A 13495-nucleotide genomic window follows, 5' to 3' on the forward strand; every position below is an offset into this window, starting at 1 on the left:
ACTGAAAACTACCCCCATGGCGGTTTGTGTAAGCAATTACATTTTTAATCACAAACCTTCAGACCAGCAAGGCAGAGCCGCCAGAGCCCACCTTACAAAAATTTGTTGAGTCATTGATTTTCATAGGAAAACTTTAACTTTTAATCTCTAAGGAGAACAATTATGTCTCAACACCCTACGCTAACGGAAATGGGCATTACTAGCTTTGAATCCATCAGCAAATATACCCTTCGCCAAGAAGGTGATTTTGATATTCTTAAAATCTACTACAAGCGCGAGAAAGGCTCTTTTTTACCTCGTAGCAAAAAGTTTCGTTTTGGTCGTGCTACCCGTACTGTAATGGTCGACTCGGGTCGCCAACAATGGCAAGAAGTGAGCGAAATCTCACCCTTTTTGCTGCGTGCGCTTACAGAATTAAACAAGCTAGCTCATGAAGAAAACAAAGCTGCCGATAATAAAGAATCTATCTTAGAGGATCTTGTGCATCTAGAGCGCATTATGGCTGAAAAACTAGCTGAGATTCGAGCTAAAATAGACCAGTTATAAACTTTTCTTGGCTATAAAAAACCGCTCTAGGGTCCCTAGTTGCGGTTTTTTTGTTTGTGCATCATTGGCAACATTCTAACTATCTTTGGGCGTTATATTACAAAGGAATGTCGTCCACAGCGTCGGCTATAGTTTCTATACTTTCATCCACAGCATCACCTACTACTGGCACCGCAGAAGCTACCGCGCCAACAATCCGCATGGGTACAGTGACGATCTTGGTTAAAACACAGCCACTTAAACTCACACACAAAAATGCCATTATTACCCACTTATAAGCGATCATTCTGAATCCTGAAATGCAGCTAAACGAGTACCCGTTAAACTTTGTTTAATGGTCTTTAAGTGGCCATGAAAATCTTCACCACGCCGCAATATAACGCCAGTAGCCAACACATCTATTAAGGTTAGCTGTATCATACGAGACTGCATGGGCACATACACATCATTGTCTTCAGGTGCCTCTATAGCTAACACCAAACTTGCCTCTTGAGCCAAGGGTGAATCAGCAGCGGTAATCGCAATAACTAGTGCACCAGAAGCTCGGCCAATGCGCGCCACCTCCACCATCTCTTTGGTTCGGCCAGTGAACGACAACAGCACCATCACGTCACCGCGCTTGCACGCTGCTGCCATCATGCGCATCATCAATGAATCATTGTGGGCCACTACGGGAATATTGAAACGGAAAAACTTGTGCAGAGCGTCTTGAGCCACAGCGCCTGAGGCGCCCATGCCAAAAAAACAAATCTGCTGAGCTTGGCTTAAATAATCTACCGCTCTTTCAATAACCTTACTGTCAATCTGTTGCCTTGCAGCATCTAAACTAGCCATGGTGCTAGTAAATATTTTATCCGTATATTGAGTGGCCGTATCATTTTGATTAACACTTTGGCTTACGTAGGGTGTGCCCCGCGCCATACTTTGAGCCAATTCCAACTTAAAGTCCGGGTAACCCTTTAGGCCAAAGCTACGACACATGCGATTGACCGTAGGCTCACTGACTTGAGCCAACTCTGCCAAAGCAGCAATACTCATGCGAGTTGCCGATTGCGGGTCAGCAACAATCACTTGCACCACTTTGCGTTCAGATCGGTTAAGCTGATCTTGCTGGGTGGACAGGCGCTGCAGTAAATTATTGTTCATAGTCATCAGTTCTTTTTAATTTAGCTCATTTGTTCATTTATGTACGTAATATTACCAACATTTTTGATATTTTTGTGACTTTTTTGTAAATTTAAGAGTATTATTACATTATTAACTTACCCATAAGGTCACACTAGCTATGTCGGACAGTTCTTCATCAGACGAGCATACAACAGCTACAGGCATATTAAGCCATAGTTTTGTCTTGTTTGGCGCATTAGGTGATCTATCACTTCGCAAACTCATGCCTGCGCTATACCAACTCGAACATGCTCAACTACTAAGCCAAGAGCTAGAAATTATGGCTGTGGCGCGCAGCGCGATTAGCACCGCCGAACTCAAGCAGCGAGTTGAGCATACACTAAATCAATACATTGGCGCAGATCAATTAAACCCTAGCACCTTATCACGCTTATTACAGCGCCTATGCTATTGCCAAGTAGACCTTACCCAAGCGCATGATTATATTACCCTAGTGCAAGCTTTGTCGTCTTGGCAACCACAGGTGACATTCTACCTAGCCACCCCACCAAACCTATACAGCGACATTTGTCAGCATTTACACAGTGCAGGCGGCGTTAATAGCTTTAGCCGCATTGTGGTAGAAAAGCCCATTGGCCATGATCTAGCTTCCTCAAAAGTAATTAATGATGCGCTGGCGTTATATTTTGACGAAAGCCAAATCTTTCGCATTGATCACTACCTAGGGAAGGAAACAGTTCAAAACTTAATAGCACTGCGCTTTGCTAACCCTCTATTTGAGAGCCAGTGGAACAACCAATACATTGACTATGTAGAAATTAGTGTGGCAGAAGATGTTGGTATTGAAGGGCGATGGGGATACTTTGACAAAGCTGGGCAAATGCGTGACATGGTGCAAAATCATTTAATGCAGCTCTTATGTTTGGTTGCTATGGACCCACCATCACAGCTTGATGCCAGCAGCATAAGAGATGAAAAGGTAAAGGTATTGCGCTCGCTGAAACCCATTAAGCCAGATGAAATAAGACATCACTTGGTATTGGGCCAATATGCTGATGGCCAGTTTAAACAAGCACCTGCGCCAGGTTACCTAAATGAATCCGACGCAAACACTAGCAGTAATACAGAAACCTTTATTGCCCTGCGAGCAGAAATAGCCAACTGGCGCTGGACTGGCACACCATTTTACTTACGCACGGGCAAACGCATGGCCAGCAAGGTGACTGAAATTGTCATTCACTATAAACCTAACAGTCATTACATCTTCAGTCCAGATCAAGCCTCACTTGCGAAAAATAGATTAGTCATTCGTCTACAACCTTCAGAAAGCATTTCTTTACAAGTGCTCACTAAAGAACAGGGTATGGACAAAGGGATGCAACTTAGACGCGACCCATTGCAGTTAGACCTTGCTCAAAGCCAGTCTAACGCTCGCATTCCAGACGCCTATGAGCGTTTATTACTGGAAGCATTAAAGGGTAATCAAAGCCTATTTGTAAGGCGCGACGAAGTAGAAATAGCTTGGCAATGGTGTGATCAAGTAAGGCATAGCTTTCAGTCTACAGACCAACCACTAAGACCTTACCCGGTGGGCAGTAATGGCCCCAAAGAAGCTAATGACATGATCCAAATGCACGGACACCTTTGGTATGAAGACTGTGATGAAATTTAATAGACCTGAAACTTTACCTGAGCAAAGCCAATGGTTAGCAAGCCCTACTCCAGAGCAACTAGCTCGCACGCTAGCAATAAACATTGCTGACCAATTACGTAATGCACTGTTAGTTAGGCCCAAAGCCAGCTTAGCTGTGAGTGGAGGCCGCACGCCAAAAGTAATGCTGCAGCAATTAAGCCAGCAACAATTAGACTGGCATCGGATAGACATTACCCTTGTAGATGAGCGCTGGGTACCTGAAGACGATAGTGCTAGCAACGCTGCGTTAGTCAGGGCTTGGTTGCTACAAAATCATGCTGCTGAGGCTACTTTTTTCCCTATGTATACTGGCCAAAAAAGCGCACTAGAAGGCCAGCAATACTGCCAGCAAAGACTTGACGCCATGCACTGGCCACTTGATGTGTTAGTGCTTGGCATGGGTAACGATGGACATACAGCGTCTTTGTTTCCTTTATGCCCCTATTTGCATGACGCACTTTCTACCGATGCCCTCTGTATCGCTACCTGCGCACCAGTAGCACCCACTGACCGCATGACTCTTTCTGCCACTACACTGAAACTTGCAACACATACACACTTACACATTGAAGGTGACAAAAAATGTCAAGTATTAGTGCACTCAATTGACTTAAAAGACCCTTCGCAGACGCCTATTTATACCTTTCTCCAACATTCCCTTGCTATACATTGGTGCCCTTAAATGAACTCTTCCAGTACTACACAAATACACAAAAACACCCAGAAATTAGACCTAATATGTAACTCTGCCCCTGTTATCCCAGTACTTACTTTAGAGAACGCTGAGCAAGCTATTGGCATTGGTAAAGCATTAGTAGACGGTGGCTTAATTGTGCTAGAAATCACCCTACGCAGCGCCTATGGTTTAACCGCCATTAAACAGTTAAAGCAGGCTCTCCCAAATGCTATTATTGGTGCGGGCACAGTCATGACGCCCCAGCAGTATGAATCTTGCGTTGAAGCAGGGGCCGATTTTATTGTTAGCCCAGGGTTCACTACAGAACTTTTACACCACGGTAGCCAAAGCTCAGTACCGTTGTTGCCGGGTATTGGCAGTGTTAGCGAAGCCATGCAAGCCATGGCGTTAGGTTACCGAAGGTTTAAACTTTTTCCTGCAGCTGTAGTGGGTGGAGTGGGTTTCCTAAAAGCTATTGGAGGCCCCATTAGCGAACTTAAGTTTTGCCCAACTGGCGGCATCAAGCCTACCAATGCAACAGACTATTTAGCGTTACATAATGTGATGTGTGTAGGTGGAACCTGGCTAACTCCCACAGACCTAGTACAGCAGAAAAACTGGCAAGCCATAGAAGAGTTAGCTAAGCAAGCTTGCGCACTCGCTGGGCCTTAAAATCGAGGTATATAACGAAAAAAGCCCTTTAAATTTAAAGGGCAAAACTGCTACCGCTTATAATAAAGGCTCTAAACGCGAGAGCACTTAAAGTAGTCAATTAACGCGTTAGTAGAATCATCATGCTGATGCCCTGCGTCACCTTCAATTTCCTGCAATATACCCTTAGCTAGAGTCTTACCTAATTCAACACCCCATTGATCAAAAGAGCATAAATCCCAGATGACACCTTGGGCAAATATTTTGTGCTCATAAAGGGCAATGAGTGCACCCAAATTCCTTGGGTCTATCTGCTTAAGTAGCAAGGTATTGCTAGGCCGGTTACCTTGGTGCACTTTATGCGGTAACAGTTTTTCAAGCTGCTTTGAATCTAATCCCTGAGCCTCTAATTGGCTCCTTACTTCTTCAGCACTGATACCATTCATTAGTGCCTCAGTCTGGGCGAAAAAATTAGCCATAAGGTTTTCATGGTGACCTTTAACTGGGGTAGAGCTCGCTAGCGAACCTATAAAATCTGCTGGCACTATAACGTTACCTTGATGCAGTAATTGATAGAATGCATGTTGCCCATCAATACCCAACTGTCCCCAAACAACAGATGCTGTAGGGTAAGCTACTTGATTACCTTGGCGGTCCACATGCTTACCATTACTCTCCATATCTGCCTGCTGAATATATGCAGTAAAGCTTTCTAAAGGTTGGTCATAGGGCAATATCACGTGACTTTGTGCCCCATGTAACAAACCATTCCAAATACTCACTAACGCCATAATAGTGGGCATATTTTCTGCCGCTGGCGCATCTCTAAAGTGGCGATCCATGTCATGGGCGCCAGTGAGTAACTGTTCAAACTTGTCAAAGCCAAGGTATAGCGCAATAGGTAAGCCAATGGCAGACCAGATAGAGTATCGCCCCCCCACCCAGTCCCACATAGAGAACATAAATTCTTTATCAATACCAAATTCTTGTACTGCTTCAGTGTTAGATGACACAGCCACAAAGTGCTGCTGTACCGCACGTTCATCAAATGCCGAAGCCATTAGCCAGTTGCGCGCCGTTTGTGCATTGGTCATAGTTTCGCTGGTAGTGAACGTTTTAGACGCCACCACAAACAATACTTGCTCCGCTTTTAAAGGACGTAAAATTTCCGCAATTTCTACGCCATCTATATTGGAAATAAAGTGCACTCGGATGGTGGAATCTGCATATGAGCGCAGTGCCTGAGTAACCATTTTTGGTCCCAAGTTAGAGCCACCAATGCCAATGTTCACCACGTCAGTAATACGCTTTCCAGAATATCCAAGCCACTCACCACTACGCACTTTTTCCACAAACTCCCGCATATGCGACAGCTCATCGTTGATCATTTCCATCACATTGGTTTGGTCTACGTAGACGGGTGAATTACTGCGGTTACGCAAAGCCGTATGCAACACCGCACGGTCTTCAGTTATATTGATTTTTGCGCCTCTGTACATCCGTTCTATAGCAGAACTTAGGCCCATATCTTGTGACAAACCAAACAGCGCATCCATTATTTCAGGTGTCAGGCAGTTTTTTGAGTAGTCTAATAATAGGTTAGGTAATTCAATAGAATAGGTGTCAAAGCGGTTACCTTCATTAGCAAAGAGCTCACGCAAGTGAGTGCTGCGGTACTGCACTGCTAATTGCTGCAATTTCTGCCAGTGTTTAGATTTTTCAAGATGTAACATTATGTCTCCGAGACTTATGGTCTAGTGCTATAACTGCGCCTTGCAGGCCAGGTTGCTGGGCAATACAGAGATAAATTGGAATCTGCTTAAGGTACGCAGAGCTTCGACCCTTATTGCTAAAACAACGGCCAAAATCGCTAGCCAGTAAAAATTCTTGCATCCGCGGTAAAATCCCACCAGTCAGATAAACACCACCCACCGCACCAAACGCTAGGGCTTCATTGGCCACTGCATTTCCTAGCATGTCACAGAAAATGCAAAGTGTTTGATAGGCTAATTCATCAGGAGTACTTAGCTGAGCTTGCTGCAAAATATCAGAAGGGCTGGTTAAGTCTGGTTGCATAGCCTTAACGTGAGCGACAGCCTTGTAAAGATCCATCATGCCAGAACCCGATAACAGGCGCTCAGTAGAGACATGTTCGTAGCTAGTCCACATATACGCCAGTATTTTCATCTGCAGTGTATTAGTGGGCGCAAAACCTACATGACCACCTTCTCCCATTACTGGCAACCAGCCCTTATTATGGGCAATCAATCCTGCCACACCCATACCAGTGCCAGGCCCCATGACCAAACGATTGCCTCGTTCTATTGCTTGCCCTTGCTTTACTGACAATAGGTCTGCATCCGTAATTTCGGACATGGCCCAAGCTTGGGCAGCAAAATCATTAATCCACAAGGCCTCAACCTGAAGTACTGTATTTACTTTAGATTTATTAACACGCCAATGGTTATTGGCTAAGGAGAATTCTGCTAAATGCACTGTGCCGGCAATGGCAATACAGGCTTGAGTGATTAAACCCAACGCACCTGTACTAGAAAGATACGCAGACACTGCTGCTTCTAAACTAGGGTAATCTGCACAGGAAAGCACCTTGGTATGCAGTAATTCTGGAGCGTTGCTCAGGGTTAAAGCAAAGCGAGCATTGGTAGCCCCAACATCGGCAACTAAATTAAAATTAGGCATAGGTATACGGTACTCTGTCATAACAGCATTCAATTACACACACGTACTGGCCCCTAATTCAGCAGCACTAACCTGCATGCGCATACCGGCAAACATCTCTCGGCCCATGCCCACAGTTACGCCGCCTTTATGCACTGCTTGAGTTCGCTGAGCTAGAGTTGCGGCATCTACCAGTAGCTCTAGGCTACCATTATGACAGTCTAGCTTGAGTAAATCTCCATTTTCTATTTTGCCAATAGCGCCGCCAGCTTTAGCTTCTGGGTAAACGTGTATAGCAGCTGGCACCTTGCCAGACGCCCCAGACATTCGCCCATCAGTCACCAACGCCACCTTAAACCCCCGATCTTGGAGCACTCCTAAATAAGGCGTTAGTTTGTGTAATTCTGGCATCCCACAAGCTTGGGGGCCTTGGAATCGCAGCACAGCAATAAAGTCTTCTTCAAGCAGGCCTTGTTTAAACGCATCTTCAAATTCAAACTGACTATCAAACACCTTAGCTGGTGCTTGCACTAGCCAATGTTCAGTTTTTACCGCTGACACCTTAGCTACGCCGCGGCCAACATTACCTTGTAATGTTACCAAACCGCCCGTGGCAGAAAAAGGCTCATCTACTGGCCTTAACACATCCATATCGGCACTCACCTCTGGCGCAGCTTGCCAAACTAACTTGCCACCTTGCAACTTAGGTTCCTGGCAGTAGCGACTTAGACCATGGCCCATAATTGTTTCAACATCTTCATGAAGCAAGCCATGCTGCAATAACGTTTGCACTAAGTAAGGCACACCACCGGCAGCGTGAAAAACGTTAATGTCTGCTTCACCATTGGGATAGATGCGGGTCAAACTAGGGACGACTGTAGACAGCTTAGCAAAATCATCCCAATTGATAATAATGCCCGCAGCCCTTGCTATTGCGATCAAGTGAATGGTGTGGTTAGTGGACCCACCGGTGGTGAGTAATGCCACAATGGCATTAACTATGGTTTTTTCTGACACAATCTGAGCTAGATTTTGTTTTGCTGATACGTGAGTAAGCTTTACCGCTTGTTGGGCTGCCGCTATGGTAAGCGTATCTCGCAAGGTTCCATCTGGCGACACAAATGATGACCCTGGCATGTGCAGGCCCATAATTTCCATCAGTAGCTGGTTGCTATTAGCTGTGCCATAAAACGTACAGGTGCCGGCGCTATGGTAAGAGGCTGACTCACACGCTAATAATTCATCACGACCTACTTTGCCTTCTGCGTATAATTGGCGAATACGTGCTTTTTCTACGTTCGGCAAACCGGAAGGCATAGGCCCCGCAGGCACAAATACCACTGGCAAATGGCCAAAGCTTAAGGCACCAATTAACAGGCCGGGAATAATTTTGTCACATACCCCTAAACACAGCACTGCATCAAACATGTTATGTGACAAGGCAACGGCCGTAGACATTGAGATCACATCACGACTAAATAAGCTTAATTCCATACCAGGCTGGCCCTGAGTAACACCATCGCACATGGCGGGAACGCCACCTGCAAATTGTGCCACACTGCCCATATCTCTAACTGCTTGCTTAATTAGTTGAGGGTAGTTTTCAAACGGCTGGTGAGCTGAAAGCATGTCGTTATAAGACGAAATAATGGCCACATCAGCACTGTCCATCATAGTTAATCGATCTTTGTCATCTTGAGAACACGCGGCAAACCCATGGGCCAAGTTGCCACAAGACAAAGTTGAACGGCTCACTCTTCCACCTTTGGCGGCGTCTATATTACCCAAATAGCCTCGCCTAGTTTTTTTACTGCGCTCAATAATGGTTTCAGTGACCTGAGTGACAACCTGCTTCATAACAACACCTTTCTACATCTATTTAAGTAATATTAACAAATAAATGCGTTTTTTAAAACCTATTAGCCTGATAAATATTTGATATACCAACATTATGTATGTAATATTACTAACATAATCGACTTTACAGGAAAGCTTCAATGAGTATACGCATCGCCATAAATGGGTTCGGCCGCATCGGACGCAATATTGTTCGCGCTTTATATCAGCAAAGGCAATCAAACCCATATTCAGCACTAGAAATTGTAGCTATCAACGACCTAGGCCCTGCTAACACTAATGCCCACTTACTCGAATTTGACAGCGTTCATGGCCGCTTTAACGGCACCGTTGCCCATGACGATGAACACCTTTTCGTAAACGGCGACAGCATTAAACTACTCCAACAGCGTGACCCAAGTAAACTACCTTGGGGCGAACTAAACATTGATCTAGTACTTGAGTGCACTGGCTTATTCACTAAACGAGAGCAGTCTGAAGCACATATTAATGCTGGCGCAGGCAAAGTAATTATTTCGGCACCGGGCACCAGTTTAGATGCCACTATAGTATACGGAGTGAACCATGAGACCCTAACCGGCAATGAGCGCATTATTTCAAACGCCTCTTGCACCACTAATTGCTTGGCCCCCATGGCCAAAATACTTAATGACGCGTTTGGCATTGACCAGGGCCAAATGACAACTATTCACTCTTATACTAATGATCAGCTACTCACTGACGGGTTGCATTCAGACCTATATCGCGCTCGCTCTGCCACTCAATCCATGATTCCAACTAAAACTGGCGCGGCAGCTGCAGTGGGCTTAGTATTGCCAGATCTAGCTGGGCGCCTAAATGGCATGGCAATGCGAGTGCCCACAATTAATGTTTCTGTGGTTGATCTAACCTTTATTGCTAGCGTTGAAACTGATGCACAGGCTGTTAACAAGGCTATGCTCAAGGCGATGACTAGCAACCCACATTTGGCGCATATTATGGAATATGTCGATAAACCCTTAGTGTCAGTTGATTTCAATCACAGTGCTAAATCCTCGTGCTTTGACAGTAACCAAACCTGCGTACAAGGCAGGCTGGTTAAAGTAATGTCGTGGTATGATAACGAGTGGGGCTTTTGTAATAGAATGCTAGACACTAGCCTAGCCCTAATGAACCATTAACCTAAACCCTCAATGACCACCTACGTTTATACTATTAAGGATAAGACCTACACATCATGACTTTACGACGCACGAAAATTGTTGCAACTCTAGGCCCTGCTACAAGCAGCCCTGAAGCACTTGAACAAATCATCGCCGCAGGTGCTGATGTCGTGCGCCTTAACTTCTCACATGGCAGTGCTGAAGACCACAAACAACGCGCAGAAACAGTGCTTAGAGCTGCCTCATCTGTAGGCCGCCACGTAGCCATACTGGCAGATTTGCAAGGGCCTAAAGTACGTATTGCCCGCTTCATTAATAATAAAGTTCAGCTTACAAATGGCCAAAGCTTCGTGCTTGACCCGAATATGGATTTGGAATCCGGCACAGACCAAGCCGTGGGTTTAGATTTCCCAGAACTAGGCAAAGACCTTCACCAAGATGATATATTGCTTCTGGACGATGGCCGCATAGTGCTTAAAGTTGATCACGTAGATCAAGACAAAGTGCACACTATAGTGCAAGTGGGCGGCCCTCTTTCTAACAATAAGGGCATCAACCTTCAAGGTGGTGGATTATCCGCACCTGCGCTGACAGACAAAGACCGTGCAGACCTTATTACTGCTGCCGAAATTGGTGCAGACTACATTGCTATTTCGTTTGTTAGAAATGCCAGCGACATGAACGAAGCCCGCGCTTTACTAGAGCAAGCCAACAGCAAGGCTGGCTTGATTGCTAAAATTGAACGCGCAGAGGCCATTGAGACCGAAACGCTCAAAGGCATCATCGAAGCGTCTGAAGGTATTATGGTGGCCCGGGGAGATTTGGCTGTAGAAATTGGTGATGCCATGTTAGTGGGTGTGCAAAAAGACATCATCGAGCACACACGAAAACTAAATCGCATTGTGATCACTGCAACACAAATGATGGAATCTATGATCACAAGCCCTATGCCTACACGTGCTGAAGTGTCAGATGTGGCCAATGCAGTTATGGATGGCACCGATGCTGTAATGCTGTCGGCCGAAACTGCAGTAGGCGATTATCCTTCTCAAACAGTAGAGGCCATGGCACGAGTTTGCCTAGGTGCAGAGCAGCACAGAAATGCCCATAAGTCTTCTCACAGGCTAGATATTGCAGTACACAGCATTTACGAAAGTGTGGCCCTAAGCGCTATGTATGCAGCCAATCATTTGGATGGCGTAAAGGCTATTATTTGTATGACACAAAGGGGCAAGACACCATTGCTAATGTCTCGTATTAGCTCTGGTATACCTATATTTGCGTTTACTTCTCACGCAGCAACTCAGCGCCGAGTGTGCCTTTACCGTGGAGTAATTACTCACCCATTCGATTCAAAGGTTATTAATAACGACCAAGTGAACCACGTGGCTGTAGAGCAACTAAGGGAATTAGGCATAGTGCAAGATGGCGACATTGTGCTTATTTCTAAGGGCGATTATGTGAAGGCCCATGGCGGCACTAACACGCTAAAAGTAGTTCGTGTAGGCGATTTAATTCAGTAGCTAAACCCTTAGGTTACATCAGGCTAAGTGCTTAACTTCTACTAAGCGCTTGGCCTGATACAGAACAGTCTATTGGTTTAACCGAAAGGCTACAAATAGAGGCCTGCCGTCGCGAACAATGCGCAACGAAATGGGCCGTTGCGTGGGCAAGGCTGCCGCCAACTCAACAAACTCCTGCACACTGGCAATGCTATGATTGGCCATGCTAGTAATCACATCCCCAGGCTTCAAGCCTATCTCCTTAGCTACGCCTGCGTCTACTTCCATAATATCTATACCATTACGGACGCGCCATTCCTGCGCCTTTTCTGGCGCCAAGGCTACAACGCGCAAACCAATTCGCTCAACATATTGGCCCTTTTCTTCTGTACCCATGGCCGCAGACACATTTTGGGGCAGATTCCCAATGAGCACTTCAATGTCTACACTTTTACCGTCTCTCACTAATTGAATAATCACCGACTCTTCAGGCGAGATGGCGCCAATAAAGTGCGCCACTTGGGCAGACATAATAATTTCGTTACCATCTACGTGAGTGATCACATCACCTGCTTGCAGACCGGCATCGCTAGCGGGGCTTTTGTCAAAAACCTGAGCAATTAAGGCCCCTGACGCTTGATCTAAGCCAAATGATTCTGCTAGGTCTTGGCTTACTTCTTGAATTTGAACACCCAACCATCCCCTCGACACCTGGCCTGTTGCTCTTAATTGAGCAACTACAGAGATGGCAGTATTACTAGGGATAGCAAAACTTAGCCCCATAAAGCCGCCCGAACGAGTATAGATTTGGGAATTAATACCGACTACTTCGCCGTCTAAATTAAACAACGGGCCACCTGAATTGCCAGGGTTTATAGCCACATCTGTTTGGATAAAAGGCACATAGGTTTCCGAACGCAGACTTCGGCCTTTGGCACTAACAATACCCGCAGTAACCGAATAATCAAAACCAAATGGAGAGCCTATAGCCAGCACCCACTCCCCCACTTTCAGCAGGTCAGAGTCTGCCATTTTAAGGAATGGCAGGTCTTGCGCTTCAATTTTTAATAATGCCAAGTCAGAGCGTGGGTCAGATCCCACCAATTCTGCTTCCATTTCACGGCGGTCGCTTAAAGCCACAATAATTTTGTTGGCGCCTTTCACCACATGATGGTTGGTGAGTATGTAACCGTCATCACTAATCAAAAAACCAGAGCCAGAGGACTGAGCCCTAGGTGCTTGTCCCTGCTGAGGGGGCTTCTGTTTTGGAAACTGCCGCTCAAAGAAATGTTTAAAAACCTCTGGCAACTGCTCTTGCCCAGGCATCTGAAACTGACTACCTGCTTGCTTTTTTGACACCACGCGAGACGTGCTTATGTTAACCACAGCCGGGGATGCCTTCTCAACTAGCACGGTAAAATCTGGTAATTGTGCAGCCCGAGCAACATTCGACCAAAGCAAGGTCAGCAGCACTAGGGAGATGAGTTTATAGTTAAATGATACTAGCTTGATCATGACGTAGTTCCTCTACAACCAAATTGGATAGTGCTAAAGCATACGGTAGTTTGGACGATTCAGATTCAATACTAGCCGCCCTTTACAAAGTTTTGCAGTTAATACA

Annotated in this window: 12 protein-coding genes; 6 read left to right on the forward strand and 6 right to left on the reverse strand. The window is 45.6% G+C overall.

The genetic code is table 11. The features are described from left to right. The first annotated feature begins 162 nt into the window (after positions 1 to 162). Positions 163 to 546 (forward strand): DUF3461 family protein, encoded by a 384-nt coding sequence (locus tag ABXT60_RS11470; protein ID WP_443630275.1) that lies wholly within the window; start codon positions 163 to 165, stop codon positions 544 to 546. Between the two features lie 97 nt (positions 547 to 643). Here ABXT60_RS11470 and ABXT60_RS11475 read toward each other — a convergent pair whose 3' ends face one another. Both ABXT60_RS11475 and hexR read right to left on the reverse strand, forming a co-directional pair. Then, the gene (locus ABXT60_RS11475) at positions 644 to 832 is read right to left on the reverse strand and encodes a DUF6726 family protein (RefSeq protein WP_443630276.1); all 189 of its coding nucleotides are present in this window, start codon (positions 830 to 832) and stop codon (positions 644 to 646) included. Then, positions 829 to 1692, reverse strand: a complete 864-nt coding sequence (hexR, locus tag ABXT60_RS11480) for a transcriptional regulator HexR (protein ID WP_443630277.1) — start codon at positions 1690 to 1692, stop codon at positions 829 to 831. Before hexR ends, ABXT60_RS11475 begins: the two co-directional genes overlap by 4 nt. A gap of 139 nt (positions 1693 to 1831) precedes the next feature. Between hexR and zwf the strand changes: the two genes are divergently transcribed. Genes zwf through ABXT60_RS11495 form a run of 3 tightly spaced genes read left to right on the forward strand, consistent with a single transcriptional unit; the run spans position 1832 to position 4715 of the window. After that, positions 1832 to 3346 (forward strand): glucose-6-phosphate dehydrogenase, encoded by a 1515-nt coding sequence (gene zwf / locus ABXT60_RS11485; RefSeq protein WP_443630278.1) that lies wholly within the window; start codon positions 1832 to 1834, stop codon positions 3344 to 3346. Beyond that, on the forward strand, positions 3336 to 4049 hold the full coding sequence (gene pgl / locus ABXT60_RS11490) for a 6-phosphogluconolactonase (protein ID WP_443630279.1): 714 nt from the start codon (positions 3336 to 3338) through the stop codon (positions 4047 to 4049). The genes zwf and pgl overlap by 11 nt, the downstream gene beginning before the upstream one ends. Continuing rightward, positions 4050 to 4715: a bifunctional 4-hydroxy-2-oxoglutarate aldolase/2-dehydro-3-deoxy-phosphogluconate aldolase gene (locus ABXT60_RS11495; protein WP_443630280.1), complete on the forward strand. Its 666-nt coding sequence runs from the start codon at positions 4050 to 4052 to the stop codon at positions 4713 to 4715. Between the two features lie 71 nt (positions 4716 to 4786). Here the strand turns inward: ABXT60_RS11495 and pgi are convergent, their stop codons facing one another. From pgi to edd, 3 genes are read right to left on the reverse strand one after another with little or no spacing between them, the layout of a single operon-like run. After that, positions 4787 to 6427, reverse strand: a complete 1641-nt coding sequence (gene pgi, locus ABXT60_RS11500; RefSeq protein ID WP_443630281.1) for a glucose-6-phosphate isomerase — start codon at positions 6425 to 6427, stop codon at positions 4787 to 4789. After that, positions 6414 to 7415, reverse strand: a complete 1002-nt coding sequence (gene glk, locus ABXT60_RS11505) for a glucokinase (RefSeq protein ID WP_443630282.1) — start codon at positions 7413 to 7415, stop codon at positions 6414 to 6416. The genes pgi and glk overlap by 14 nt, the downstream gene beginning before the upstream one ends. A 12-nt stretch (positions 7416 to 7427) precedes the next feature. After that, a complete protein-coding gene (edd, locus tag ABXT60_RS11510) occupies positions 7428 to 9230 on the reverse strand; it encodes a phosphogluconate dehydratase (protein WP_443630283.1) in 1803 nt (600 codons plus the stop codon). Between the two features lie 140 nt (positions 9231 to 9370). Here edd and gap point away from each other — a divergent pair, with 140 nt between their 5' ends. Together gap and pyk are read left to right on the forward strand one after the other, a co-directional pair. Then, entirely contained in the window at positions 9371 to 10390 is a 1020-nt protein-coding gene (gap, locus tag ABXT60_RS11515) for a type I glyceraldehyde-3-phosphate dehydrogenase (RefSeq protein WP_443630284.1), read from the forward strand. 56 nt (positions 10391 to 10446) lie between these two features. Continuing rightward, the gene (gene pyk, locus ABXT60_RS11520) at positions 10447 to 11895 is read left to right on the forward strand and encodes a pyruvate kinase (RefSeq protein WP_443630285.1); all 1449 of its coding nucleotides are present in this window, start codon (positions 10447 to 10449) and stop codon (positions 11893 to 11895) included. Positions 11896 to 11964: 69 nt separating this feature from the next. Here the strand turns inward: pyk and ABXT60_RS11525 are convergent, their stop codons facing one another. After that, positions 11965 to 13389, reverse strand: coding sequence for a DegQ family serine endoprotease (locus ABXT60_RS11525; protein ID WP_443630286.1), 1425 nt, complete (start codon positions 13387 to 13389; stop codon positions 11965 to 11967). Between the last annotated feature and the right edge of the window lie 106 nt (positions 13390 to 13495).

Source organism: Candidatus Njordibacter sp. Uisw_056 (assembly GCF_047730085.1).
Taxonomy (GTDB): Bacteria; Pseudomonadota; Gammaproteobacteria; order Pseudomonadales; family Balneatricaceae; genus Njordibacter.

What these genes read in the sequence shown, in the direction of transcription:
- ABXT60_RS11470 (WP_443630275.1), top strand. Translation starts at nt 163, where the DNA reads ATGTCTCAACACCCTACGCTAACGGAAATGGGCATTACTAGCTTTGAA.
- ABXT60_RS11475 (WP_443630276.1), bottom strand. Translation starts at nt 832, where the DNA reads ATGATCGCTTATAAGTGGGTAATAATGGCATTTTTGTGTGTGAGTTTA.
- hexR (WP_443630277.1), bottom strand. Translation starts at nt 1,692, where the DNA reads ATGAACAATAATTTACTGCAGCGCCTGTCCACCCAGCAAGATCAGCTT.
- zwf (WP_443630278.1), top strand. Translation starts at nt 1,832, where the DNA reads ATGTCGGACAGTTCTTCATCAGACGAGCATACAACAGCTACAGGCATA.
- pgl (WP_443630279.1), top strand. Translation starts at nt 3,336, where the DNA reads ATGAAATTTAATAGACCTGAAACTTTACCTGAGCAAAGCCAATGGTTA.
- ABXT60_RS11495 (WP_443630280.1), top strand. Translation starts at nt 4,050, where the DNA reads ATGAACTCTTCCAGTACTACACAAATACACAAAAACACCCAGAAATTA.
- pgi (WP_443630281.1), bottom strand. Translation starts at nt 6,427, where the DNA reads ATGTTACATCTTGAAAAATCTAAACACTGGCAGAAATTGCAGCAATTA.
- glk (WP_443630282.1), bottom strand. Translation starts at nt 7,415, where the DNA reads ATGACAGAGTACCGTATACCTATGCCTAATTTTAATTTAGTTGCCGAT.
- edd (WP_443630283.1), bottom strand. Translation starts at nt 9,230, where the DNA reads ATGAAGCAGGTTGTCACTCAGGTCACTGAAACCATTATTGAGCGCAGT.
- gap (WP_443630284.1), top strand. Translation starts at nt 9,371, where the DNA reads ATGAGTATACGCATCGCCATAAATGGGTTCGGCCGCATCGGACGCAAT.
- pyk (WP_443630285.1), top strand. Translation starts at nt 10,447, where the DNA reads ATGACTTTACGACGCACGAAAATTGTTGCAACTCTAGGCCCTGCTACA.
- ABXT60_RS11525 (WP_443630286.1), bottom strand. Translation starts at nt 13,389, where the DNA reads ATGATCAAGCTAGTATCATTTAACTATAAACTCATCTCCCTAGTGCTG.